Source organism: Cupriavidus sp. 207A1 (assembly GCF_057798955.1).
In genome coordinates this window covers 157406-182362 of the sequence record NZ_JBYOJO010000007.1, presented here as the reverse complement: position 1 = coordinate 182362, position 24957 = coordinate 157406, and the positions used below count along the sequence as shown (strand labels likewise).

Below are 24957 nucleotides of genomic sequence, written 5' to 3'. Positions count from 1 at the left end.
GCGGCCGCTTCAGCGTTCCTGGTGCAGGTGACCGTCGCGCAGCCTCAGCACGCGGTCGCAGCGCCCGGCCAGGTCCAGGTCGTGGGTGACGATGACGAAGCTGGTGCCGAGCGTGCGCGACAGTTCCAGCATCAGGTCATAGACGCCGCCGGCGGTGTGGTCGTCGAGATTGCCAGTGGGCTCGTCGGCCAGCACGCAGGCCGGCTGGCCCACCAGCGCGCGCGCAATGGCGACGCGCTGGCGCTCGCCGCCGGACAGCTCGCCCGGCCGGTGCCGCGAGCGCCCGCCCAGCCCGACGCGCTCCAGCATCGCCTGCGCAACCTCGCGCGCGGCGTGCTGGGTCAGGCCGCGGATGCGCAGCGGCATCGCCACGTTGTCGAGCGCGGTGAATTCCGGCAGCAGGTGGTGGAACTGGTAGACAAAGCCCAGCGAGCGGTTGCGCACCACGTTGCGCTCGCGCTCGCGCAGCGCCGTGAAGGGCTTGCCGAGCAGCGCGACGCGGCCCGAATCGGGCTCGTCGAGCCCGCCCAGCACATGCAGCAGCGTGCTCTTGCCCGAGCCCGAGGCGCCCACGATGGCCACCTTCTCGCCGGCGTTGACGCGCACGTCGACGCCGCGCAGCACGTCGACGTCGAGCTCGCCCTGGCGGAAGCGCTTGGTCAGGCCCTCGGCCACCAGCACCGGCGCACCGGTGCGCGGCAGGCCCGGCGCGGGCGTGGAAGTATCGGCTTGCAGCACGGCTTCACTCATAGCGCAGCGCCTCCGCGGGGTTGACGCGGGCGGCGCGCCAGCTGGGATAGAGCGTGGCCAGCGTGGCCAGCACGAAAGAAATGATGCCGATGGTGGCGATGTCGTTCACGCGGGGATCGGAAGGCAGTTGGCTGATGAAATAGATGTCGCGCGGCAGGAACTGCACGTGCAGCAGCCGCTCGATGAAGGGCACGATCACGTCGATATTGGTGGCGATCAGCGTGCCGCCGGCCACGCCCAGCAGCGTGCCGATAAAGCCGATGGCGACGCCCTGCACGATGAAGATCTTCATGATCGAGCCCGGCTGCGCGCCCATGGTGCGCAGGATGGCGATATCGGCCTGCTTGTCGGTGACGGTCATCACCAGCGTCGACACCAGGTTGAACGCGGCCACCGCGATGATCAGCGTCAGGATGATGAACATCATCCGCTTCTCGGTCTGCACCGCGGCAAACCAGTTGCGGTTCTGCTTCGACCAGTCGCGCAGGTAAAGCTCGCCCGACATGGTGCCGGCCAGCTCCTGCGCCACCAGCGGCGCGCGCTGCATGTCCTGCAGCTTCAGGCGCACCCCGGTGGGACCGCTCAGGCGGAACAGGGTCTCGGCGTCCCGCAGGTTGACCAGCGCCAGCGCGCTGTCGAACTCGAAATGTCCGGATGAAAACACGCCCACCACGGTGAACTGCTTGAGCCGCGGCAGCACGCCCGCAGGCGTGATGGTGCCCTGCGGCGCCAGCAGCGTGACCTTGTCGCCGACCTGGACGCCCATGGCATTGGCCAGCTCGTTGCCCAGCGCGATGCCGAAGCTGCCCGGCACCAGCGCGGCCATGCTGCCGGCGCGGAACTGGCTGCCGATCTCCGACACCTTGGGTTCCTGCGACGGCTCCACGCCGCGCAGCAGCACGCCGCGCACGGCATCGTCGCGGGTCAGCATGGCCTGCGCCGCCACATAGGGGGCGGCACCGACCACCTCCTTGTTCTGCAGCGCCTCGGCCGCGGTCTTCTGCCAGTCCGGCAGCGCCGACGGGCCGATCACCTCGATATGCGCCAGCACCGACAGCATGCGGTCGCGCACTTCCTTCTGGAACCCGTTCATCACCGACAGCACCACGATCAGCGCGGCCACGCCGAGCGCGATGCCCAGCATCGAGATCATCGAGATAAACGAAATGAAGGTGTTGCGGCTGGCGCGCTTGCTTGCGCGGGTGTATCGCCAGCCGATCTGCCACTCGTAGGGAAATTTCAAGAGGATTCCTGTTGTTTCGGAAAAGCGCCAGTGCCCGTCGGGGCGCCGCCGGCGGCACGCACGGCAGCCGTGGCGGGCGACGCCGCGGTCACGCCGCGGTCGGGTCGCGGTGGGCTCCGGGACTGGCGCGAGCCAGCCGGGAGTTTACAATCTCGCCACCATGATGACGCACCTGACCCTGATTGTGCCCTTTTCCGTCCCGCCCGGCGCCGGCGACGACGGCCGCGACGATGTTGTCCCCGGCGCGCTGCTGCGGCAATTGGAGCTGCCGGCGCTCGGAAAGTTGCTGACCCGGGCCGCGCCCGGCCCGCGTGAGCGGCACGACGACCCTTTCCTGCGCAGCCTGCCGCAGGAGCGCTGGCTGGCCGGCAAGGCCGGACTGGACACGGTGCGGGTGCCGCTGGCGCCCTATATGCGGCTGGCCGACAACGGCGGCGCCGCCACCGGCACCCCTGCGGGCACCCCAGCCGCCGCCGACGGCCAATCCTGGGCCTGCCTGCAGCCGGTGCACATCCATGCCGCGCGCGATCACCTGGTGCTGATGCCGCCGGGCCAGCTCGGCCTGCGGCCGCAGGAAGCCAGCGCGCTGCGCGAGGCCATTGACGCGCTGCTGCAGGAATCCGGCATCGCGCTGGAGACGCCCTGCCCGCAGCGCTGGTACCTGCCCGAGGCCGTGTTCGGCCCGCTCGAGGCCACCACGCCGCTGCGCGCCGCGGGCCGCAATATCGACATCTGGATGCAGGCCGGCGAGCGCGCGCGCGACTGGCGCCGGCTGCAGAACGAAATCCAGATGACGTGGTTCGACCACCGCGTCAACCAGGCGCGCGAAGCCGCCGGCGAGGTGCCGGTCAACTCGGTCTGGCTGTACGGCGGCGGCGCGCTGCAGCCGGTGCCGCGGCTGGCCGATACGGTGCTGAGCGGCGACCCGTTCCTGAGCGGCCTGGCGCTGGCAGGCGGCAGCCGCGTGCTGCCGGTGCCGGCTGGCCTGGCCGGCGCGGCCGCGCTCGAAGGCACGGTGCTGGCGATGCTTGACAGCGCCACCGAAGCCCATATCGCCGAGGACTGGGGCCTGTGGCTGGACCGCATGCACGCGCTCGATGCCGACTGGTTCGGTCCGGCGCTGGAGGCGCTGGCGGCCGGCAATATCGGCGCCATCACGCTGGTGCTGGGCGGCGAGAACCACTTCGCCGAGTTCACCGTGCGGCGCGCCGACCTGCGCAAGTTCTGGCGCGGCATGGGCCAGCGCGGCGACTGGCGCGCGCTGCTGTCCGACCTCGCCCTTGCCGCCTGAAGCCATCGCTCCCGACACCCCACTGCCGCCCCGCCCATGACCCGGATCGCCATCCGCCAATATTCCCCCGAACACGCCAGCGCGCTGGCCGCCACCGGCCTGCACCCGACCCTGGCGCGCATCCTGGCCGCGCGCGGCGTGGCCCGCGCCACGGAACTGGCCACTGACCTGCCCGAACTGGTGCCGCCCGCGGCCATGAAGGGCATCGACCACGCCGCGGCCTACCTGGCCGACGCCATCGCCGCCGGCAAGCGCCTGCTGATCGTCGCCGACTATGACTGCGACGGCGCCACCGCCTGCGCGGTGGGCGTGCGCGGGCTGCGCATGCTGGGCGCGCGGGTGGAGTACATCGTGCCCAACCGCTTCGAGTACGGCTATGGCCTGACGCCGGAGATCGTCGCGCTCGCGGCCAGGCAGAATCCGGATGTGATCGTCACGGTGGACAACGGCATCGCCAGCGTCGACGGCGTGGCCGCGGCCAATGCGCTGGGCATCGACGTGGTGGTGACCGACCACCATCTGCCCGGCTCGGAGTTGCCGCAGGCCGCGGTGATCGTCAACCCGAACCAGCCGGGCTGCGAATTCCCCAGCAAGAACCTGGCGGGCGTGGGCGTGATGTTCTACGTGCTGCTGGCGCTGCGCGCCGAGCTGCGCCGCCGCGGCGTCTACACCCCGCAGACCCAGCCGCCGCTGCAGACGCTGCTGGACCTGGTGGCGCTGGGCACCGTGGCCGACGTGGTCAAGCTGGACACCAACAACCGCATCCTGGTGGCGCAGGGCCTGCGCCGCATGCGCGCCGGCCGGATGCAGCCCGGCGTGGCCGCGCTGTTCCGCGCCGCCGGCCGCGAGGCCGCGCGCGCCAATACCTTCGATCTTGGCTTCGGCCTGGGGCCGCGCCTGAATGCGGCCGGCCGGCTGGCCGACATGTCGCTGGGCATCGAATGCCTGCTGACCGACGATGCCAACCGCGCCTGGGAAATCGCCCAGGAGCTGGACAGCATGAACCGCGAGCGGCGCGACATCGAGGCCGGCATGCAGCAGGAAGCGCTGCGGATCCTGGAGCAGCCCATGGCCGGACTGGCCGGCGCGGATGCCTCGCGCTTTACCGTCAGCGTGTTCAACGATACCTGGCACCAGGGCGTGATCGGGATCGTGGCCTCGCGGCTCAAGGACAAGTTCCACCGCCCCACCATTACCTTCGCCCCGGGCGACGACACCACCGTCAAGGGCTCGGGCCGCTCGATCCCGGGCTTCCACCTGCGCGATGCGCTCGACCTGGTGTCCAAGCGCCACCCCGGCATGCTGCTCAAGTTCGGCGGCCACGCCATGGCGGCGGGACTGACCGTGCGGGCCGAGCGCTTTGCCGAGTTCCAGGAAGCCTTCGAGGCGGTCGGGCGCGAATGGCTGACCGACGACCAGCTGGCGCGCGTGATCGAGACCGATGGCGATATCGAAGACCAGTGCTTCAGCCCGGAGTTCGTCACCCTGCTGGAACAGCAGGTGTGGGGCCAGGGCTTCCCGGCGCCGACCTTCTGCGGCGAGTTCGACGTGCTGCGCCAGAGCGTGCTCAAGGGCAAGCACCTGAAGCTGCAGCTGGGCCGGGGCAGCCAGCGCTTCGACGCGATCTGGTTCAACCATGCCGACTCGCTCGGCGCCAGCGCGCAGGTGGCGTACCGGCTCGACAACAACACCTTCAACGGCGTCACCCGCGTGCAGCTGGTGATCGAGCACGCGCAGTAGCGTGCCCTGGGCGCGGCGCGCCCGGCTCAGCCGCGCGACGGCAGGTAACTGGCCGGATTCACCGGCTTGCCGTTGCCGCGCACCTCGAAGTGCAGCTCGCTCGGGCTCGCGCCCATGCGGCCCACGTCCTGCCCCGCCGACACCTGCGCGCCCTCGCTGACCAGCGGCTGGTCGAGGTTGCCGTACACGGTGAGCCAGTCGTCGTTGTGCTTGACGATCACCAGCATGCCGTAGCCGCGCAGGTTGCCGACGTGGATGGCGCGGCCGGCGGCGGCGGCGCGCACCGTGCCGTGGGCCGGCACGGCAATGCTCAGGCCCTTGCTGGCGGGCGGGGAGAAGCCCGCCGTGACGCGACCGTCGGCCGGCCATTGCAAGCGGATGCTGCTGGCCGGCGGCCGGGATGCCGCGGCACTGTCGGCGCGCGGCGTATCGGTCACGGCCTGCCCGGTGCCGGTCGACGCGGTTGCGCTGCCGGCCGCGGCGCCCGGCGGACGCACGCGGATCAACTGGCCCACCTCGATCTGGCTGGGGCTGGTGATATCGCTGTTCCAGCGGGTCAGGTCGCGCACGCTGCGGTGGTGCTTGCGCGCGATCGAATACAGCGTGTCGCCGCGCTCGACGCGGTAGTAGCCGTCCGGCACGGGCCCGCCCGTGGTGCCGCAGCCGGCCGTGATCGCCGCCGTCGCGGCCGCCAGCAGCAGGCCCAGCGTACGGCGCCGGCCTGGCTCGATGTCATGTCTGGTTTTCGTCATGCGTCCTGTTCTTGGTCTGTGCCGGGGGCGGCTTGCGACCCGTATTATCGCCGCGCGCGCCGCCCGGCACCGCCGGATAGACCGCGCCGGCGCCGTTGCGTTCGGTTCGGGGCGCCGCCGTGGCGGCCCGCAAGCCCCGATCTGCCGCGCCGATCCGCTATAATTCGAGGTTTTCGAAGCGCAGGAACATCATGGAAGCAGAACGCCTCAACGCCATCTCCGGTGCCATCTCCGATCTCCGTTCCCGGACGGAAGATCTACGGGGGTATCTTTGACTACGATGTCAAAGTAGGAAGGCTGGACGAAGTCAACGGCCTGCTGGAAGACCCCGACGTCTGGAACAACCCCAAGCGGGCCCAGGACCTCGGCAAGGAAAAGAAGATGCTCGAGGGCGTGGTCGGCGTCCTGGGCAAGCTCACCGATGACCTCGTCGGTGCGGAAGAGCTGTTCGAGCTCGCCAAGGAAGAAGGCGACGACGACACCCTCGAATCGATCGAGACCGACGTCAAGGGCTTCGAGGCGGTGGTGGCCGACATGGAATTCCGCCGCATGTTCGCCGGCGAGATGGACCAGGCCAACGCCTTCATCGACATCCAGGCCGGCGCCGGCGGCACCGAAGCGTGCGACTGGGCCTCGATGCTGCTGCGCCAGTACCTGAAGTACTGCGAGCGCAAGGGCTTCAAGGCCGAGGTGCTGGAAGAGTCCGAAGGCGACGTGGCCGGCATCAAGAGCGCGACCATCAAGATCGAGGGCGAGTACGCATTCGGCTACCTGCGTACCGAGACCGGCGTGCACCGCCTGGTGCGCAAGTCGCCGTTCGATTCGTCGGGCGGGCGCCATACCTCGTTCTCGTCGGTGTTCGTCTACCCGGAGGTGGACGATTCGTTCGAGGTCGAGATCAACCCGGCGGACCTGCGCGTGGATACCTACCGCGCTTCGGGCGCGGGCGGCCAGCACATCAACAAGACCGATTCGGCTGTGCGGATCACGCATATCCCGACCGGGATCGTGGTGCAGTGCCAGAACGACCGCTCGCAGCACCGCAACCGCGCCGAGGCCATGTCGATGCTGAAGTCGCGCCTGTACGAGCACGAGATGCGCAAGCGCCAGGCCGAGGCCGACAAGCTCGAGGCCGGCAAGACCGACGTGGGCTGGGGCCACCAGATCCGCTCCTACGTGCTGGACCAGAGCCGCATCAAGGACCTGCGCACCAACGTGGAAATGTCCAACACCCAGAAGGTGCTGGACGGCGACCTGGACCCGTTCATCGAGGCCAGCCTCAAGCAGGGACTCTGAGACCGCACCCGCCGCCGGCCGGCGGCGGCACAGCAACCCATCCATCGCTGTACCGCCGCCCGCGCCTTGCCGGCACGACGGCCTTTCCGACCGGGGCACCATGAGCGAAGCCAATCACCTGTACATCATCACCGGCGCCTCGCGCGGGCTGGGCGCGGCACTGACCAACGCCCTGCTGGTGCCGGGCAACCGCCTGATCTGCGTCGCGCGCAGCCGCAACACCGAGCTGGAGCGCATCGCCACGCTCAGCGGCGTGCCGGTGGCCTGGCACCTGCAGGACCTGTCGCAGGCCGGCCCTGCCGCCACCTGGCTCGCCAGCGTGCTCGACACGCTCGACCTGCCGCCGACCAGCGCCACGCTGATCCTGAACGCCGGCGTGGTCGAGCCGATCGGGCCGGTCGCGGCGCTTCAGGAAAAATCGCTGGTGCCGCACCTGCTGACCAACCTGGCGGCGCCGATGACCATGACCGCGGCGTTCCTGGAGCGCACCGAGAAGTTCGGCTGCCCCCGCAAGGTGCTGGCGATCTCCTCCGGCGCGGCACGGCGCCCGATCGAAGGCTGGAGCGCCTATTGCGCCGGCAAGGCCGGGCTCGACATGTTCATGCGCTCGGTCAACGCCGAATACGCACAGGCCGAGGCGCCGCGCACCGTGCGCGCGGTGGCGCTGGCGCCGGGCGTGATCGATACCGGCATGCAGGCCACCATCCGCAATGCCGATTTTGCCCAGGTGCAGCGCTTCCGCGAGCTCAAGGCCAACCAGCAGCTCGCCTCGGCCGAGGAAACCGCGGGCCGCATCGTCGCTTACCTGCACCGCCCGGATTTCGGCAGCACCGAGCTGGACGATCTCCGCAACTACTGAAGCCATACTGAACCCGCGCGCGGCACCGCGCGCGACCGACACGACATCATGACCGAACCGAACCGCGCCCAGGCCCCGGCGCAGAACAAGGCCGCCGCCGACACGCCCGCCGTCGACGAAAACAAGATCATCGCGGAGCGGCGCGAGAAACTGGCCGCGCTGCGCCAGCAAGGCGTGGCCTTCCCCAACGATTTCCGCCCCACCCACCAGGCCGCCGCGCTGCAGGCGCAGTACGCCGACACCGAACAGGCCACGCTCGAGGCCGCGCCGGTCGAGGTTGCCATCGCCGGCCGCATGATGCTCAAGCGCGTGATGGGCAAGGCCAGCTTCGCCACCGTGCAGGACGGCAGCGGCCAGATCCAGTTCTACATCACCCGCGACAAGGTCGGCGAAGAGGTCTACGCCGCGTTCAAGCACTGGGACCTGGGCGACATCATCAGCGCCCGCGGCGAGCTGTTCCGCACCAACAAGGGCGAACTGTCGGTGCAGGTGCGCGAGCTGCGCCTGCTGTCCAAGTCGCTGCGCCCGCTGCCGGACAAGTTCCACGGCCTGGCCGACCAGGAAATGAAGTACCGCCAGCGCTATGTCGACCTGATCGTGTCGCCGGAAACGCGCAACACCTTCCGCGCCCGTACCGACGCGATCTCGTCGCTGCGCCGCCATATGGCCGACGCCGGCTTCATGGAAGTGGAAACGCCGATGCTGCACCCGATCCCGGGCGGCGCCGCGGCCAAGCCGTTCATCACGCACCACAACGCGCTGGACATGCAGATGTTCCTGCGCATCGCGCCCGAGCTGTACCTGAAGCGTCTGATCGTCGGCGGCTTCGAGCGCGTGTTCGAGATCAACCGCAACTTCCGCAACGAGGGGGTGAGCCCGCGCCACAACCCCGAGTTCACCATGATGGAGTTCTACGCGGCCTACACCGACTACCGCTGGCTGATGGACTTCACCGAAGACCTGATCCGCAAGGCCGCGATCGACGCGCGCGGCAGCGCCGTGCTGACGTACCAGGACCGGGAGCTGGACCTGTCCAAGCCGTTCCACCGCCTGACCATCTGCCAGGCGATCCAGAAGTTCGCGCCGCAGTACACCGACGCGCAGCTCGGCGATGCCGAATTCCTGCGCACCGAACTGAAGAAGTTCGGCGTCAACACCAACGCGCCGCAGTTCCTCAATGCCGGGCTGGGCACGCTGCAGCTGGTGCTGTTCGAGGAAACCGCCGAGAGCCAGCTGTGGGAGCCGACCTTTATCGTCGACTACCCGGTCGAGGTCTCGCCGCTGGCGCGTGCCTCGGACACGGTGCCGGGCATCACCGAGCGTTTCGAGCTGTTTATCACCGGGCGCGAGATTGCCAACGGCTTCTCCGAGCTGAACGACGCCGAAGACCAGGCCGACCGCTTCCGCAAGCAGGTCGAGCAGAAGGACGCCGGCGATGAGGAAGCGATGTACTTCGACGCCGACTATATCCGCGCGCTGGAATACGGCATGCCCCCGACGGGCGGCTGCGGCATCGGCATCGACCGCCTGGTGATGCTGCTGACGGATAGCCCGAATATCCGTGACGTGATTTTGTTCCCGCACCTGCGCAAGGAAGACTGAGGCACTGCAACGTCGCTGGTTTGATCCCCTCTCCTGCTTGCGGGAGAGGGAGCAAACCAGCAGGCGACCAGGGCCGTGTAGCAGCTCCAAAACAAAAAGGCCGGCATCAAGCCGGCCTTTTTGTTTCTTCCTAATATTAGGATTTCATTCCGCTTCCTCGATCCACGCCTGCTGGATCGCCTCCAGGATCTTCTCGCCCGAGCGCGCCGGATCGTCGGCAAAGCCGTCGAGTTCCAGCACCCAGCGGCGCAGGTCGGTAAAACGCACGCCGGCCGGGTCGACCTCCGGGAACTTGTCGTACAGCGCTTCGGCGATGGCGTAGGTATCGGTCCACTTCATGGGCTTGTTCTCCGCTGGGGTCTGTGCCGGCCGCTCAGTGGCCTTCCTTGGCGTGGTTGATGGTGTACTTGGGAATCTCGACGGTCAGGTCTTCCTCGTCGACGATGGCCTGGCACGACAGGCGCGAATTGGGCTCCAGGCCCCAGGCCTTGTCGAGCAGGTCCTCTTCCTTCTCTTCCGCCTCGTTGAGCGAGTCGAAGCCCTCGCGCACGATCACATGGCAAGTGGTGCAGGCACAGGATTTCTCGCACGCGTGCTCGAGATCGATCCCGTGGGAAAGCAGGGAGTCGAGGACGCTGACGCCCTTCTCGGCTTCGATCACCTTCCCTTCCGGGCAGTATTCGACGTGGGGCAAAACAATGATCTGTGGCATGTCGTTTCCTGGGTTCTGTAGTGCGGTGCAGGCGCGGTGATCAGCCCAGCTCCTGTACCTTGCGCCCCGCCAGTGCGCTCTTGATCGAGCGGTCCATGCGGCGGGCGGCGAATTCGTCGGTGCCGTGCGACAGTTTTTCCACCGTGGCGCGGATCGCCAGGTGGTCTTCACCCCGGGCGATCTCGCGCACGCCGGCGATCAGCGCTTCGACCTGTGCGCGCTCCTCGGCCGACAGCAGGTCGCCATCGGTCTGCAGCGCACGCTCGGTGGCCTCGACCAGGCGGTCGGCCTCGACCCGTTCCTCGGCCAGCGCGCGGCTCTTCATGTCGTGCTCGGCCTCGCGGAAGCTGTCCTGCAGCATGCGTGCGATATCGTCGTCGGCCAGGCCGTACGACGGCTTGACCGTGACCGAGGCTTCCACGCCCGAATGCGTCTCGCGCGCGGTCACGGACAGCAGCCCGTCGGCATCCACCTGGTAGGTCACGCGGATGCGCGCCGCGCCGGCCACCATCGGCGGGATACCGCGCAGCTCGAAGCGCGCCAGCGAACGGCAGTCGCTGGCCAGCTCGCGCTCGCCCTGCAGCACGTGGATCGCCATCGCGGTCTGGCCGTCCTTGAAGGTGGTGAACTCCTGCGCGCGCGCCACCGGGATGGTGCTGTTGCGCGGGATGATCTTCTCGACCAGGCCGCCCATGGTCTCGACGCCCAGCGACAGCGGGATCACGTCGAGCAGCAGCCAGTCTTCCCCCGGGGCATGGTTGCCGGCCAGCAGGTTGGCCTGCATGGCGGCGCCCAGCGCCACCACGCGGTCCGGATCGAGGTTGGTGAGCGGAGTCTGGCCGAAGAAATCGCCGACCGCCTTGCGGATCGACGGCATGCGCGTGGCGCCGCCGACCAGCACCACGCCCTTGACCTCGTCGGCGCCCACGCCGGCATCGCGCAGCGCCTTGCGCACCGGAGCCAGCGTCTTCTGCACCAGGTGGGCGGTGATCTGCTCGAAGGTTTCGTCGGTCAGCGTCAGGTGCACGATCTCGCCGGACTCCAGCACCGCGTCGATCACCGTGCTGTCGGCTTCCGACAGCGCCTCCTTGGCCGCACGCGCGCGCACCATCAGCAGGCGCATGTCCTGCGCCGACAGCGGCTGCAGGTTGGCCTGCTCGACGATCCAGCACAGCAGGCGCTGGTCGAAGTCGTCGCCGCCCAGCGCCGAATCGCCGCCGGTGGCCAGCACTTCGAACACGCCCTGGGTGAGCTTGAGCACCGAGATATCGAAGGTGCCGCCGCCGAGGTCATACACGGCATAGATACCTTCGGCGGCGTTGTCGAGGCCGTAGGCAATGGCCGCGGCGGTGGGCTCGTTGAGCAGGCGCAGCACTTCCAGGCCGGCCAGGCGCGCGGCGTCCTTGGTCGCCTGGCGCTGGGCCTCGTCGAAATACGCCGGCACCGTGATGACGGCGCCGACCAGGTCGTCGCCCAGGCTGTCTTCGGCGCGCTGGCGCAGCGTGGCCAGGATCTCGGCCGAGATCTCCACCGGGCTCTTCACGCCGGCCGCGGTCTTGATCTGCACCATGCCGGGCGCATCGACGAAGTCGTACGGGCTGTGCTCGATATTGGCCACGTCGCGCAGGCCGCGGCCCATGAAGCGCTTGACCGAGACGATGGTGTTCTTGGGGTCGCGCACCGCTTCGTCCTGGGCCCGGTAGCCGATATGCGCGGTACGGTCAGGCAGGTAGCGCACCACCGAGGGCAGCAGCGCGCGGCCGCGCTCGTCGGCCAGCACTTCGGGAATGCTGCTGCGCACCGCGGCCACCAGCGAGTTGGTGGTGCCGAGGTCGATGCCGACCGCCAGGCGGCGTTGGTGGGGCGCCGGCGACATGCCGGGTTCGGAAATCTGGAGCAGTGCCATGGTAATTCTTCGCTGTCTTGTACGGCAGGGGAAACCGCCATGCGGGGCGGCATGGGCGCGGTTCTCAGGCCGGGCGCCATTGTGTCATGGCCCCGGCGATCTTGCCGGTCAGTCTTCCAGCCGGTCGATGGCCTCGCTGGTATCGTGCTCGATCTTCTCGATAAACATCAGTTGCCGCACCGCGCCGCCGGCCGAGTCGTTGTCGCCGGCATCGAGCAGCGCGCCCAATGCCGCGTGGCGCTCGCGCTTCTCCTGGCGCAGCTCGCGCAGCAATGCATCGAGGCGGTCCACGTCGCGCGCTTCCACCGCGTCCTGCAGCGCTTCGCGCCATTCCATCTGCTGCATCAGGAACGCGGGCGACATGGCGGTGTTGTTCTCCGCCTGCACGTCGATGCCGCGCAGCTTGAGCAGGTAGGTCGCGCGCCGCAGCGGCTGGCGCAGGGTGCGGTAGGCTTCGTTGGCATGCGCGGCCCACTGCATCGCCACGCGGCGCTCGGCATCGCCGGCCTTGGCGAAGCGGTCCGGATGCGCCTGCGACTGTACGGTGCGGTAGGCCGCGTCCAGCGCGGCCTCGTCGACGCCGTACTGCACCGGCAGGCCGAACAGCGCAAAAAAATCGTCTTTCAACTGCTTCCCCAAGAAAAAAGAGCGGCCGCGCCGCCCTTCGTCCGTACTGCCGCCGCTACCGCACGGGCTGGCTGGCCCACTCGGCCGGCGGCTCGTTGCGGTCGCACTTCAGGCAGTTCACCCGCGTGCCGATCATGGCGGCGCGGCCCGCCTCGCTCTGCGTCCACGGCCGCGACTGCCACGGCGGGTCGTGCCGCACATGCTGGCCATGGCCGCAGTCGAGTTCGGCCACCCAGTGGCCTTCCTCGTCCCGGCGGAAGCCGACGATGCTGCGCTCCACCGGACCCGCCGGCGTCAGCCTGCGCTGGCGTAGGTCAGACCGTGAACGACTCGCCGCAGCCGCACTCGTCCTTGACGTTGGGATTGTTGAAGCGGAAGCCTTCGTTCAACCCTTCGCGCGCGTAGTCGAGTTCGGTGCCGTCGATATACGGCAGGCTCTTCGCGTCGACGATGACCTTGATCCCGTGCGATTCGAACACGTTGTCTTCCGGCAGCAGTTCGTCGACGTATTCCAGCTTGTAGGCCAGGCCCGAGCAGCCGGTGGTCTTGACGCCCAGGCGCAGGCCCACGCCCTTGCCGCGGCGTTCCAGGTAGCGCGCCACATGCTTGGCGGCCTTCTCGGTCATGGTGATCATCGTTGCGTTCCTTCGTCGGTGCCGTGCTCAGTGCGACAGGTCAGGCGGCCTTCTGCTCGGCGCCGTGCTTCTTCTTGTAGTCTTCGACGGCGGCCTTGATCGCGTCTTCGGCCAGGATCGAGCAGTGGATCTTCACCGGCGGCAGCGCCAGTTCCTCGGCGATCTGGGTGTTCTTGATCTCCAGCGCCTGGTCCACGGTCTTGCCCTTGACCCACTCGGTCACCAGCGACGACGAGGCGATGGCCGAGCCGCAGCCGTAGGTCTTGAACTTGGCGTCTTCGATCACGCCAGCCTCGTTGACCTTGATCTGCAGCTTCATCACGTCGCCGCAAGCCGGGGCGCCGACCATGCCGGTGCCGACTGCGTCGTCGTTCTTGTCGAACGAACCGACGTTGCGGGGGTTTTCATAGTGGTCGAGAACCTTCGTGCTGTATGACATTTGGCTTACCTCTTGCGTATCTTTTACGGGGGTCTTGCTGTTATTTTGGCGGGATCCCGCGGGTGCTCAGGCGCTCAGTGCGCGGCCCACTGGATCGAATTCAGGTCGACGCCGTCCTTGAACATTTCCCACAGCGGCGACAGGTCGCGCAGCTTGCCGATCTTGCTCTTGAGCAGCTCGACGGTGTAGTCGATTTCCTGCTCGGTGGTGAAGCGGCCGACCGTGAAACGGATCGAGCTGTGCGCCAGCTCATCATTGCGGCCCAGCGCGCGCAGCACATACGACGGCTCCAGCGAGGCCGAGGTGCAGGCCGAGCCCGACGACACCGCCACGTCCTTGATCGCCATGATCAGCGACTCGCCTTCGACGAAGTTGAAGCTGACGTTCAGGTTGTGCGGCACGCGATGCTCCAGGTCACCGTTCAGGTAGACCTCTTCCATGTCCGACAGGCCGTTCCACAGGCGGTCGCGCAGCATGCGGATGCGCTCGTTTTCGGTTGCCATCTCTTCGCGGGCGATGCGGAAGGCTTCGCCCATGCCGACGATCTGGTGCGTGGCCAGCGTGCCCGAGCGCATGCCGCGCTCGTGGCCGCCGCCGTGCATCTGCGCCTCGATGCGCACGCGCGGCTTGCGGCGCACGTAGAGCGCGCCGATGCCCTTGGGGCCGTAGGTCTTGTGGGCCGAGAACGACATCAAATCGCACTTCAGCTGGTTCAGGTCGATCACCACCTTGCCGGTCGCCTGCGCGGCGTCGCAATGGAAGATAATGCCCTTCTCGCGGCAGATCTCGCCGATCTGCTCCACATCCTGGATCACGCCGATCTCGTTGTTGACCAGCATCACCGACACCAGGATGGTGTCCGGGCGCAGCGCCTGCTTGAACACCTCCATGTCGAGCAGGCCGTTGTCCTTCACGTCCAGGTAGGTCACTTCAAAGCCCTGGCGCTCCAGCTCGCGCGTGGTGTCGAGCACGGCCTTGTGCTCGGTCTTCACGGTGATGATGTGCTTGCCCTTGCCCGAATAGAAGTTCGCGGCGCCCTTGATCGCCAGGTTGTCCGATTCGGTCGCCCCCGAGGTCCACACGATCTCGCGCGGGTCGGCGCCGACCAGTGCGGCCACCTGCTCGCGCGCCTCTTCCACCGCGCGCTCCGCGTCCCAGCCGTACGCATGGCTGCGCGAGGCGGGATTGCCGAACTGCTCGCGCAGGTACGGAATCATCTTGTCCGCCACGCGCGGGTCCACCGGCGTGGTGGCCGAGTAATCCATGTAGATGGGGAAATGTGGGGTGCTCATCGTTATGACTGCCTTGTAAGGGACCGCTGATCGCTGTGTTGCTGTCTTGCCGGCGCGCTCAGGACTGCGCCAGGCTGAAAACTGAATTCACCATTCTGGCCCGGACCGGCTTTTCCTGCTTGTCGGCCTTGCCGCGCGCTGCGGCGACCGGCTGCGCGGCGTCTTCGCGCATGTCGTGCAGCACGGCGGGCTGGCGCTCGCGCTGCTGGTCCACCAGGTTCTTGAGGGAAACGGAATCGAGGTACTCGACCATCTTCTGGTTCAGCGTGGCCCACAGTTCGTGGGTCATGCAGCGCCCCGAGCCGTCATCTCCGTTACAATTGCCCTTGCCGCCGCACTGGGTGGCATCCAGCGGCTCGTCCACGGCGATGATGATGTCCGCCACGGTGACGTCCTCGGCCTTGCGCGCCAGGCTGTAGCCGCCGCCCGGGCCGCGCACGCTTTCGACGATCTCGTGCCGGCGCAGCTTGCCGAACAGCTGCTCCAGGTACGACAGCGAGATCTTCTGCCGCTGGCTGATGCCGGCGAGCGTGACCGGTCCCTGGTCCTGGCGCATGGCCAGGTCGATCATCGCAGTGACCGCGAAGCGGCCTTTGGTGGTCAGTCTCATGGTGCAGGGCTCTGGGGTGAAGCGTGGGGGTGAAGCGAATACTTGATCGTTTCCGTCAAGTATAAAGGTACCCGACTAATTCAGTCAACTACCCCTGCCGCACCGCACCACCGCCCTCCTCAGGCCTGGCGCCCGCCTGCGGCCGCGTGCGCGGGTGCCGCGCGCGGCGGCACCAGCAGCGACAACGGCTGCTTCAGGATGCGCCGCCGCACGGCCGCGCTCAGCTCGGCGCGATCGATGCGCCGCAAATTGCGTGACCGCAGCGCCATATTGAATGCGAGCGCAAAGCTGACCGCCACGTTCAGCATGCCCATCAGCGCAATGCCCGCCACCGCCAGCCACAGCGCGGGCATGCGCAGCGCATCCCACCCCAGCACGCCGATCGCCGCGCCCACCGACCCGGTCGACAGCGTCACATGGCGCACTTCCATATGCGGGCCGAAGAAACTCAGGATCTCCGGCCCCAGCCCCAGCAGCAGCCCCAGCGACACGTTGGCGACGATGCCCGACAGGTTGCGTTTCCAGAAGTCCGCCACCCGGGTGGCGCCGCGTGCGCCCAGCACATACTGCAAGCGCCGGTGGTAAGCCATCACGTCGTGCACGCGGTGCAGCGCGAACCAGTTGTCCGCCCAGCCCGCGAACAGGCTCGACAGCCACAGCAGCACGCCGGTGAAGGCCGCATACAGCGGCGTCGGTCCCAGGATCGAAAAGGACTCGATGGTGGCGATCGCCTTGGCCGGCGTGATCAGGTTGGCACCCAGCAACCTGTGCGCCAGCCACTGCACGCCCAGCGCCACCGGGAACACCACCGCCAGGTTGCCGGCAATGGCCGCCGCGTTGGAGCGGATCATGGCGACGGTGTCGTCGACAAAGATCTCGCGCCCCTCCGGCCGCCCCGCGTTATCGAGCCGGTGCGCCAGCGCGGGCCCGGTCATGGCCGGCTGCTTGGTCGCCAGCGTGAAGTGGGCGAAATGGATGGCGAGGAAGCTGCCGGCATAGTTGAGCGAGGCCAGCACGCCTTCGCTGAACTTGTCCAGGTGCAGCCCGTAGATCAGGAACTTGAGGTACACCGTGGCCACCGAAACCAGGCCGCCGCCCGCCGCGGCGCGCACCAGCTCGGCATATTCGCGGCGGTCGCGCGTGATGTAGTGTTCGCCGGTCTCGGCCGAGCGCTCCACCACCTTGCGCGCCAGCTGCGCGAACGAGGTCCCCGCCAGATGCGCAATGCTGCGCCGCGCCTGGGTCGAGCGGATCAGCTCGGCCACCAGGTGCGCCGGCATGCCGGGACGGCCGGGCTCGACCCACGCCGCCAGCAGCAGCTCGATGCGGCTGAGCTGCACCTTCATGCGCTCGATCTGGAACACCACCTCGACCGACACGCCGTTTTCCTCCAGGTCCTCGTACACCTGGCGCGCGGCGGCGTGGCAGCCGTCGAGCAGCGCGCGGAAGTAGTTCAGGCGATGGCCGAAGCTGTTGTCGTCGCGGCGCAGGCCGTCCTCGCGCAAGGCCTGGATGGCCTCGTCCAGGCGAAAAAACGGGGTGTCCTCGACACGCCCCGCCAGCCGCGAGCGTATCGCCTGGCTCAGCCCGGTGGCGCGCACCTGGCTGACCAGCACCGCGATGCTGGTGGCCAGGGTCTGGCCCAACGCCTCGCGATAGCGCGCCAGGCCCGCTTCCTCGCCGTCGGCGCGGCCGCTTTCGAGCACGCGCGCCAGCCGCGCCATCAGCGCATCGTCGATGGCCTCGACCCAGTCTGCGTCCTCGTCGCCGACGAACACCAGCGCAAACAGCGCCGCCATGTCGCTGCGGTTCGGCGGCGGCGGCAAGAAGCGGCTCTGGAGCCGGCTCACCATTTCGCTGACGAAGCCGGGATGCTGTGCCACGCCGGTATCGCAGAACAGGCCGGTGGGGTCGTTCTCGCGCAGCAGGCTGCGCACCGTCCGCGCAAAGCGCGCGGCCCAGTCCGGGTGCCGCTCCAGCACCTGCAGCAGGTAGCGCAGGCGCACGTGCTCCGGATGGCGGCGCGGCGCGCCGTCTTCCTGGCTGTCGGCATCGGCGCCAAGGCCGCCGTCGCGACGGATCCAGAAGGCCAGTTCGATCAGCCAGCCGTTGCGCTCGGCCAGCGGCGCCTGCGGATCGGCCGCACTCAGGATGGCGTCGAGCTGCAGGCTGGCATTGCGCGACTCGCGCCATTTGCGGAACAGTTTGCGAAGCATGGATTCTCGTCGGGAGCGGGCCGCCGGCCGCGGGCGCAGGACGCCGCGGCGGGGCCGGGAAAGACTGCGCAGCGGCCCGGCTCAGCCGGCCGGCTGCAGACGCTGGCGCAGCTCGGCCACCAGGCCGTCGCAGGCATCTTCGATATAGTCGAGCACGCGCTCGAAGCCATCGCCTTCGCCGTAATACGGGTCCGGCACCTCGTCGGCATCGTGGCGGGTGGCGAAGCTCATCAGCAGCCGCACCTTGTCGCCGGCATCCGGGCGCAGCCGCAGCAGGCCGGCCAGGTTCTCGCGGTCCATCGCCAGGATCAGGTCGAAGCGGTCGAAGTCCGGCACGCCGACCTTGCGCGCGCGCAGCGCCGACAGGTCATAGCCGCGCTGCAGCGCATGGCGCTGGGTGCGTGGATCGGGGGCGCGGCCGAGGTGGTATTCATGCGTGCCCGCCGAATCCAGCTCCACCAGCGGCGCGAGCCCGGCGGCGTCGAGCTTGGCGCGCAGCACGCCCTCCGCCGTGGGGGAACGGCAGATATTCCCCATGCAACACATCAGGATGGCATATGGCTTCATCGGATCAAGGCTTGGCAAGATGGCATGGAGGCGCGATTCTACCTGCCGCCCTTGCCGCCGGCCCGGCGTGTCGCAGCGCTGGGCGGCGCGCGGCGCTAGGCGAGCTGCTTGGCCAGCCGTTCGCCGTGCGCAAACCCGGCCACTTGCGCGGCCTCGGCCGACTTGTAGTGGTCGGTGATGCGCGAGCTGTCGGTCAGCGTGCCGGCGGCCCGGATGTTGGTGCCGGGGCGGCAGACGCGCACCGTGTACGACCATTCGCTCTGTGAACGCTGCCTGACCTGCACTTGCACTTCGTGGGTCTCATAGACCTTCTTCTTCCATTCGCCGATGTCGGTCATTGTGGTTTCTCCACGGGAAATGGGGGTACCCGCCGGCGCGCTAGCTGACCTCGCCCGCGTCGATCGCACGCATGGCGCCGGCCTCCGCCATGGCGATGGCGGCCTCAGGGGTGGGCGCGTCGCCGGCGATTGCCTCGAAGCTCGGGCCGGTCGGTTCGCCGAACGCGTCGGCGATGCGCATCTGCGCGGCAAAGCCGCCGGCGGCATTCGGGACCGCCGTGACCACCACCGCGTAGCCGCCGTATTCAAACTGGCGTTCCATCGTGCCTCCTTCGCAGCGGTCAGTGGCCCTGCCCCGCGCTGGCGCCGCCGAGGATTTCACTATAGGCGACGCGCGCCCGGCGTTGCGGCGTATCAGGCAGGCGGCAGCGCGCCCTCGCCGCTCGCGCCGAACACCTGCGCCTTGAGCTTGGCCAGCTGGTCGCGCACCTGCGCCGCCTGTTCGAACTCCAGGTTGCGCGCATGCTCGAGCATGAGCTTCTCCAGCCGCTTGATCTCCTTGGAGACCTGTTTTTCGCTCATCTCCTCATAGCGCGCCTGCTCCTGCGCCGCCTGCAGCTCGGCCCGGGCGTCGCTGACGTTGTAGACGCCGTCGATAATGTCCTTGATGCGCTTGACCACGCCGCGCGGCGTGATGCCGTTGGCTTCGTTGAAGGCGATCTGCTTGGCACGGCGGCGCTCGGTCTCGTCGATGGCCTTCTTCATCGAGTCGGTCATGCGGTCCGCGTACAGGATGGCGGTGCCGTTGACGTTGCGCGCAGCGCGGCCGATGGTCTGGATCAGCGAGCGCTCGGCGCGCAGGAAGCCTTCCTTGTCCGCGTCGAGGATCGCCACCAGCGAGACCTCGGGGATGTCCAGCCCCTCGCGCAGCAGGTTGATGCCGACCAGCACGTCGAAGGTGCCCAGGCGCAGGTCGCGGATGATCTCGACGCGCTCGACGGTGTCGATATCCGAGTGCAGGTAGCGCACCTTGACGCCGTTCTCGGTCAGGAACTCGGTCAGCTGCTCGGCCATGCGCTTGGTCAGCGTGGTCACCAGCACGCGTTCGCCGGCGCCGACGCGTGCGTGGATCTCGGACAGCAGGTCATCCACCTGCGTGGTCGCGGGGCGCACCATGATGACCGGGTCGACCAGGCCGGTCGGGCGAACCACCTGCTCCACCACCTGGCCGGCGTGCTCCCGCTCGAACTGCGCCGGCGTGGCCGTGACGAACATCACCTGGCGCATCTTGCGCTCGAACTCGTCGAACTTGAGCGGCCGGTTGTCCAGCGCCGACGGCAGCCGGAAGCCGTACTCCACCAGCGTGGTCTTGCGCGCGCGGTCGCCGTTGTACATGCCGTTGAGCTGGCCGATCAGCACGTGCGATTCGTCCAGGAACATCAGGGCGTCGGGCGGCAGGTAGTCGACCAGCGTCGGCGGCGGGTCGCCGGGACGCGCGCCGGAGAGGTGCCGCGAATAGTTCTCGATGCCCTTGCAGAAGCCCAGCTCGGACAGCATCTCGAGGTCGAAGCGGGTGCGCTGCTCGAGCCGCTGCGCTTCCACCAGGCGGTTTTCCTTGTGGAAGAACTCGAGCCGCTCGCGCAGTTCGTCCTTGATCGCCTCGATCGCGCGCAGCACGGTCTCGCGCGGGGTCACGTAGTGGCTCGACGGGTAGACCGTGAAGCGCGGGATCTTCTGCCGCACCCGCCCCGTCAGCGGATCGAAGAAATGCAGCGACTCGACTTCGTCGTCGAACATCTCCAGCCGCACCGCCATTTCGGCATGCTCCGCCGGGAAGATGTCGATGGTGTCGCCGCGCACGCGGAAGGTGCCGCGCTGGAAGTCGGTCTCGTTGCGGGTGTACTGCATCGCGATCAGGCGCGCGATCACGTCGCGCTGGCTGATCTTGTCGCCGGCCCGCAGCGTCAGGATCATCTGGTGGTATTCGGTCGGGTTGCCGATCCCGTAGATCGCCGACACGGTCGCGACGATGACGGTGTCGCGGCGCTCCAGCAGGCTCTTGGTCGCCGACAGCCGCATCTGCTCGATATGCTCGTTGATCGACGAGTCCTTCTCGATAAACAGGTCGCGCTGCGGGACGTAGGCCTCGGGCTGGTAGTAGTCGTAGTAGCTGACGAAGTACTCGACGGCATTGCGCGGGAAGAACTCGCGGAATTCCGCGTAGAGCTGCGCCGCCAGCGTCTTGTTGGGCGCGAACACGATGGCCGGCCGTCCCATGCGCGCGATCACGTTCGCCATGGTGAAGGTCTTGCCCGAACCGGTGACGCCCAGCAGGGTCTGGAACGACAGGCCGTCTTCCACCCCCTCCACCAGCTGCCGGATTGCCTCGGGCTGGTCGCCGGCGGGCGGGAACGGCTGGTACAGCTGGAACGGGGAACCGGGAAATGTGACGAATTTGTCTTCGTCCAGGGCCGGCGCGGCTTCGGCAAGGTTCGTCATAGGGGCGTGACTAGGGAAATACCTGAGGAAAACGGGCGGATTACGCTAGAATCTTGGGGTTGTCAGCCCCCGCTTCAAGCCAAGAAGAGCGCGGCCGGGCCTGCCAGCCTCCAGCGCAGTACGGAGCATTCTACGCCTTCCGTTTTTCACATAGCCGACCACGAGATTCCAAATGAGTTTGTTTTCTGCCGTCGAGATGGCCCCGCGCGACCCGATCCTGGGCCTCAACGAAGCCTTCAATGCCGACACCCGCGCGACCAAGGTCAACCTGGGCGTTGGCGTGTACTTCACCGACGAAGGGAAAATCCCCCTGCTGCGCGCCGTCCAGGAGGCAGAAAAAGCCCGTCTGACCACCGCCACCCCGCGCGGCTACCTGCCGATCGAAGGCATCGCGGCCTATGACCAGGCGGTGCAGACGCTGCTGTTCGGCAAGGAATCGCCGCTGATCACGGAAGGCCGCGTGGTGACGGCCCAGGCACTTGGCGGCACCGGCGCGCTGAAGATCGGCGCCGACTTCCTGAAACGCCTGTACCCGGACGCCAAGGTCGCCATCAGCGACCCGAGCTGGGAAAACCACCGCGCGCTGTTCGAATCCGCCGGCTTCCCGGTGGTCAACTATGCCTACTACGACGCCCCGAGCCACGGCCTGAACTTCGCCGGCATGGTGGAATCGCTGAAGTCGTTCCCCGCCAACACCATCGTCGTGCTGCACGCCTGCTGCCACAACCCGACCGGCGTCGACCTGTCGCCCGAGCAGTGGCAGCAGGTGGTGGAACTGGTCAAGGAACGCAACCTGATCCCCTTCCTGGACATGGCCTACCAGGGCTTTGCCGACGGCATCGATGCCGACGGTGCCGCGGTGCGCCTGTTTGCCGATTCCGGCCTGCCGTTCTTCGTGTCGAGCTCGTTCTCGAAGAGCTTCTCGCTGTACGGCGAGCGCGTCGGCGCACTGTCGATCGTCACCACCGGCAAGGAAGAAGCGCAGCGCGTGATGTCGCAGGTCAAGCGCGTGATCCGCACCAACTATTCCAACCCGCCGACCCACGGCGGCACCGTGGTCGCGACCGTGCTGAACAGCCCGGAACTGCGCGCCATGTGGGAAGAAGAACTGGCCGAAATGCGCGACCGCATCAAGCTGATGCGCCATGCGCTGGTCGACAAGCTGGCCGCCAAGGGCGTGCCGGGCGACTTCTCCTTCGTCAAGGCCCAGCGCGGCATGTTCTCGTACTCGGGACTGACCTCGGCCCAGGTGGACCGCCTGCGCAACGAGCACGGCATCTACGCCGTCAGCACCGGCCGCATCTGCGTTGCGGCGCTGAACAGCCGCAACATCGATGCGGTGGTCGACGCGATCGCGGCCGTGATGTAACACCGTTGCCAGTTGCCGCGCCGCAACGGACGGCAACTGGCGTGGGCATCACAAAACCGTAGAAAAAAAGCGGCTTCGGCCGCTTTTTGCATTTGTTTGCGATGTTGTAGGAGGTTGTCATCGAAAAATCAGGCCAATGCCTTATTGTGTTCCGCGCATAGGGAAGTACTTTAAGGTATATGCTGCAAAGCAAGATCGTTAGCACGGTCGTTCGATTCAGGCATAATCGGCGCCACACGATCCCAGGTGTATTGTCAGTACATTGTTACTTGGTGGTACGCATCCTCAGTAAGACCAGGCAGAAACGGCATGCTCTATCAATTGCATGAGTTCCAGCGCTCGATCCTGCACCCGCTGACCGCGTGGGCCCAGGCGACCGCCAAGACCTTCACCAACCCCCTCAGCCCGATGTCGCTGGTACCTGGCGCGCCCCGCCTGGCCGCCGGCTACGAACTGCTGTACCGGCTTGGCAAGGAATACGAAAAACCGGCGTTCGATATCAAGTCGGTGCGCTCCAACGGGCGCGACATCCCCATCGTCGAACAGACCGTGCTGGAAAAGCCCTTCTGCAAGCTGCTGCGCTTCAAGCGCTATGCCGACGATCCGGAAACCATCAAGCTGCTCAAGGACGAGCCGGTGGTGCTGGTGGCCGCGCCGCTGTCGGGCCACCACGCCACGCTGCTGCGCGACACGGTGCGCACGCTGCTGCAGGACCACAAGGTCTACGTCACCGACTGGATCGATGCGCGCATGGTGCCGGTCGAGGACGGCGCCTTCCACCTGTCGGACTACATCTACTACATCCAGGAATTCATCCGCCATATCGGCGCCGAGAACCTGCACGTGATCTCGGTATGCCAGCCCACGGTACCGGTGCTGGCGGCGATTTCGCTGATGGCGTCCGCCGGCGAGAAGACGCCGCGCACCATGACCATGATGGGCGGCCCGATCGACGCCCGCAAAAGCCCGACCGCGGTCAACTCGCTGGCGACCAACAAGTCCTACGAGTGGTTCGAGAACAACGTCATCTACACCGTGCCGGCCAACTACCCCGGCCACGGCCGCCGCGTCTACCCGGGCTTCCTGCAGCATGCCGGCTTTGTCGCGATGAACCCGGACCGGCACCTGTCCTCGCACTATGACTACTACCTGAGCCTGGTCGAGGGCGATGCCGACGACGCCGAGGCGCACGTGCGCTTCTACGACGAATACAACGCGGTGCTCGACATGGCCGCCGAGTATTACCTCGACACCATCCGCGAGGTGTTCCAGGAATTCCGCCTGGCCAACGGCACCTGGGCCATCGACGGCAAGCCCGTGCGCCCGCAGGACATCAAGAGCACGGCGCTGATGACCATCGAGGGCGAGCTCGACGACATCTCCGGCGCAGGCCAGACCGCCGCCGCGCACGACCTGTGCGCCGGCATCCCGAAAAACCGCAAGCAGCACCTGAACGCCGAGCGTTGCGGCCACTACGGGATCTTCTCGGGCCGGCGCTGGCGCGAGGACATCTACCCGCAGCTGCGCGACTTTATCCGCAAGTACCACCAGGCCCCGGTGGCCGTGGCCAGCAAGTAAAAAACGCCCGCGCAAGCGGGCGTTACTGTCTGGGCGGCGCCGCCGGCGCCTCAGGGCTTCTTCAGGTAGCTCAGCAGCATGTCCGTGTGCAGTTCGGCAAAGCGCTCGTGCTCCTGCTGCGATGCCACGTCGCGGCCGATCACGGCGCTGATGGTGTAGCGGTTCGACAGCACGTAGTAGCCCAGCGCGGAAATCGTCAGGTAGAACTGCGGCACGTCGATATGGTCGCGGAACAATCCCTGCTGCTGGCCGCGCCGGATCACGTCGGCAAGCACGTCGACCACCGGGTTGATCAGCTGCTGCAGCTGCGCGGACTTCTTCAGGTGGCGCGCCTCGTGCAGGTTCTCGCTGTTGACCAGGCGGATGAATTCGGGGTGCTCGTAGTACCAGTCCCAGACGAAGCGGGCCAGCGTGCGCACGCCCTCGACGGGGTCTTCGTCGACCAGGTGCAGTTGCTCTTCGGCGGCGCGGAAGTTTGCGTATTGCTTCTCGAGCACCGCCAGGAACAGGCCCTCCTTGCTGCCGTAGTAGTAATACAGCATGCGCTCGTTGGTCTCCGCGCGCCGGGCAATCTGGTCGACGCGGGCGCCGGCCAGACCACCCTTGGCGAATTCCTCGGTGGCCGCAGCGAGGATGCGTCGGCGCGTCCCTTCCGGGTCGCGTTTGGTCTTGGGCTCTGTTGACATGGGGTGTGGT

General features: G+C 67.6%; 25 protein-coding genes. 7 read left to right on the top strand and 18 right to left on the bottom strand.

The genetic code is table 11. The features are described 5' to 3' along the window. Window positions 1-9 precede the first annotated feature (9 nt). Together lolD and AC3FMM_RS15030 are read right to left on the bottom strand one after the other, a co-directional pair. Window positions 10-750, bottom strand: a complete 741-nt coding sequence (gene lolD / locus AC3FMM_RS15035; protein WP_115708915.1) for a lipoprotein-releasing ABC transporter ATP-binding protein LolD — start codon at window positions 748-750, stop codon at window positions 10-12. After that, the gene (locus tag AC3FMM_RS15030; RefSeq protein ID WP_116312371.1) at window positions 743-1993 is read right to left on the bottom strand and encodes a lipoprotein-releasing ABC transporter permease subunit; all 1251 of its coding nucleotides are present in this window, start codon (window positions 1991-1993) and stop codon (window positions 743-745) included. The genes lolD and AC3FMM_RS15030 overlap by 8 nt, the downstream gene beginning before the upstream one ends. 160 nt (window positions 1994-2153) lie before the next feature. Here AC3FMM_RS15030 and AC3FMM_RS15025 point away from each other — a divergent pair, with 160 nt between their 5' ends. Continuing rightward, a complete protein-coding gene (locus AC3FMM_RS15025) occupies window positions 2154-3284 on the top strand; it encodes a hypothetical protein (protein WP_115708912.1) in 1131 nt (376 codons plus the stop codon). 36 nt (window positions 3285-3320) lie between these two features. Then, complete coding sequence (recJ, locus tag AC3FMM_RS15020) at window positions 3321-5024, top strand: single-stranded-DNA-specific exonuclease RecJ (protein WP_488686882.1); 1704 nt, start codon at window positions 3321-3323, stop codon at window positions 5022-5024. Between the two features lie 26 nt (window positions 5025-5050). On the opposite strand, the gene AC3FMM_RS15015 is transcribed toward recJ, so the two are convergent. Beyond that, the gene (locus AC3FMM_RS15015) at window positions 5051-5776 is read right to left on the bottom strand and encodes a peptidoglycan DD-metalloendopeptidase family protein (protein ID WP_414247987.1); all 726 of its coding nucleotides are present in this window, start codon (window positions 5774-5776) and stop codon (window positions 5051-5053) included. 191 nt (window positions 5777-5967) lie between these two features. Here AC3FMM_RS15015 and prfB point away from each other — a divergent pair. The 3 genes from prfB to lysS all read left to right on the top strand — a co-directional run bounded on the left by prfB (window position 5968) and on the right by lysS (window position 9533). After that, a protein-coding gene (prfB, locus tag AC3FMM_RS15010; protein ID WP_111519652.1) for a peptide chain release factor 2 occupies window positions 5968-7072 on the top strand; the annotation gives its coding sequence in 2 pieces (ribosomal slippage) (window positions 5968-6048 and window positions 6050-7072; 1104 coding nt in all). A 100-nt stretch (window positions 7073-7172) separates the two neighbouring features. Beyond that, window positions 7173-7931 carry an SDR family oxidoreductase gene (locus tag AC3FMM_RS15005; RefSeq protein WP_115679909.1) on the top strand — a complete coding sequence of 253 codons (759 nt, stop codon included), beginning with the start codon at window positions 7173-7175 and terminating at the stop codon, window positions 7929-7931. Window positions 7932-7979: 48 nt separating this feature from the next. Next, a complete protein-coding gene (gene lysS, locus AC3FMM_RS15000; protein WP_111519650.1) occupies window positions 7980-9533 on the top strand; it encodes a lysine--tRNA ligase in 1554 nt (517 codons plus the stop codon). Window positions 9534-9677: 144 nt separating this feature from the next. On the opposite strand, the gene iscX is transcribed toward lysS, so the two are convergent. From iscX to uvrB, 14 genes are all read right to left on the bottom strand, one after another. Then, window positions 9678-9872, bottom strand: a complete 195-nt coding sequence (gene iscX, locus AC3FMM_RS14995; protein ID WP_012352438.1) for a Fe-S cluster assembly protein IscX — start codon at window positions 9870-9872, stop codon at window positions 9678-9680. Window positions 9873-9906: 34 nt separating this feature from the next. Further along, window positions 9907-10245 (bottom strand): ISC system 2Fe-2S type ferredoxin, encoded by a 339-nt coding sequence (fdx, locus tag AC3FMM_RS14990; protein ID WP_025582290.1) that lies wholly within the window; start codon window positions 10243-10245, stop codon window positions 9907-9909. A 40-nt stretch (window positions 10246-10285) separates the two neighbouring features. Continuing rightward, entirely contained in the window at window positions 10286-12151 is a 1866-nt protein-coding gene (hscA, locus tag AC3FMM_RS14985; RefSeq protein WP_115708903.1) for a Fe-S protein assembly chaperone HscA, read from the bottom strand. A 108-nt stretch (window positions 12152-12259) separates the two neighbouring features. Beyond that, the gene (gene hscB, locus AC3FMM_RS14980) at window positions 12260-12778 is read right to left on the bottom strand and encodes a Fe-S protein assembly co-chaperone HscB (protein WP_115679905.1); all 519 of its coding nucleotides are present in this window, start codon (window positions 12776-12778) and stop codon (window positions 12260-12262) included. 55 nt (window positions 12779-12833) lie between these two features. Then, window positions 12834-13058, bottom strand: coding sequence for a DUF3565 domain-containing protein (locus AC3FMM_RS14975; protein ID WP_488686881.1), 225 nt, complete (start codon window positions 13056-13058; stop codon window positions 12834-12836). A 34-nt stretch (window positions 13059-13092) separates the two neighbouring features. Next, window positions 13093-13413: an iron-sulfur cluster assembly protein IscA gene (gene iscA / locus AC3FMM_RS14970; RefSeq protein WP_012352433.1), complete on the bottom strand. Its 321-nt coding sequence runs from the start codon at window positions 13411-13413 to the stop codon at window positions 13093-13095. A 40-nt stretch (window positions 13414-13453) separates the two neighbouring features. Further along, window positions 13454-13852 (bottom strand): Fe-S cluster assembly scaffold IscU, encoded by a 399-nt coding sequence (gene iscU / locus AC3FMM_RS14965; RefSeq protein ID WP_010809025.1) that lies wholly within the window; start codon window positions 13850-13852, stop codon window positions 13454-13456. Window positions 13853-13926: 74 nt separating this feature from the next. Beyond that, complete coding sequence (locus AC3FMM_RS14960) at window positions 13927-15150, bottom strand: IscS subfamily cysteine desulfurase (protein ID WP_269462417.1); 1224 nt, start codon at window positions 15148-15150, stop codon at window positions 13927-13929. Window positions 15151-15202: 52 nt separating this feature from the next. Then, complete coding sequence (gene iscR / locus AC3FMM_RS14955; protein ID WP_012352431.1) at window positions 15203-15754, bottom strand: Fe-S cluster assembly transcriptional regulator IscR; 552 nt, start codon at window positions 15752-15754, stop codon at window positions 15203-15205. 119 nt (window positions 15755-15873) lie between these two features. Next, window positions 15874-17970 carry a site-specific recombinase gene (locus tag AC3FMM_RS14950; RefSeq protein ID WP_488686880.1) on the bottom strand — a complete coding sequence of 699 codons (2097 nt, stop codon included), beginning with the start codon at window positions 17968-17970 and terminating at the stop codon, window positions 15874-15876. Between the two features lie 81 nt (window positions 17971-18051). Continuing rightward, window positions 18052-18537 carry a low molecular weight protein-tyrosine-phosphatase gene (locus AC3FMM_RS14945; protein WP_115679901.1) on the bottom strand — a complete coding sequence of 162 codons (486 nt, stop codon included), beginning with the start codon at window positions 18535-18537 and terminating at the stop codon, window positions 18052-18054. Between the two features lie 95 nt (window positions 18538-18632). Further along, window positions 18633-18875 carry a hypothetical protein gene (locus AC3FMM_RS14940; RefSeq protein WP_062797958.1) on the bottom strand — a complete coding sequence of 81 codons (243 nt, stop codon included), beginning with the start codon at window positions 18873-18875 and terminating at the stop codon, window positions 18633-18635. Window positions 18876-18915: 40 nt separating this feature from the next. After that, entirely contained in the window at window positions 18916-19137 is a 222-nt protein-coding gene (locus AC3FMM_RS14935; RefSeq protein WP_115679900.1) for a hypothetical protein, read from the bottom strand. 92 nt (window positions 19138-19229) lie between these two features. Continuing rightward, window positions 19230-21314: an excinuclease ABC subunit UvrB gene (gene uvrB / locus AC3FMM_RS14930; RefSeq protein WP_115708899.1), complete on the bottom strand. Its 2085-nt coding sequence runs from the start codon at window positions 21312-21314 to the stop codon at window positions 19230-19232. 172 nt (window positions 21315-21486) lie between these two features. Between uvrB and AC3FMM_RS14925 the strand changes: the two genes are divergently transcribed. Both AC3FMM_RS14925 and AC3FMM_RS14920 read left to right on the top strand, forming a co-directional pair. Next, entirely contained in the window at window positions 21487-22683 is a 1197-nt protein-coding gene (locus AC3FMM_RS14925) for an amino acid aminotransferase (protein ID WP_111519640.1), read from the top strand. A gap of 309 nt (window positions 22684-22992) precedes the next feature. Then, on the top strand, window positions 22993-24261 hold the full coding sequence (locus tag AC3FMM_RS14920; protein ID WP_115708897.1) for a polyhydroxyalkanoate depolymerase: 1269 nt from the start codon (window positions 22993-22995) through the stop codon (window positions 24259-24261). Window positions 24262-24311: 50 nt separating this feature from the next. On the opposite strand, the gene AC3FMM_RS14915 is transcribed toward AC3FMM_RS14920, so the two are convergent. Then, window positions 24312-24947, bottom strand: coding sequence for a TetR/AcrR family transcriptional regulator (locus tag AC3FMM_RS14915; RefSeq protein WP_018006923.1), 636 nt, complete (start codon window positions 24945-24947; stop codon window positions 24312-24314). Between the last annotated feature and the right edge of the window lie 10 nt (window positions 24948-24957).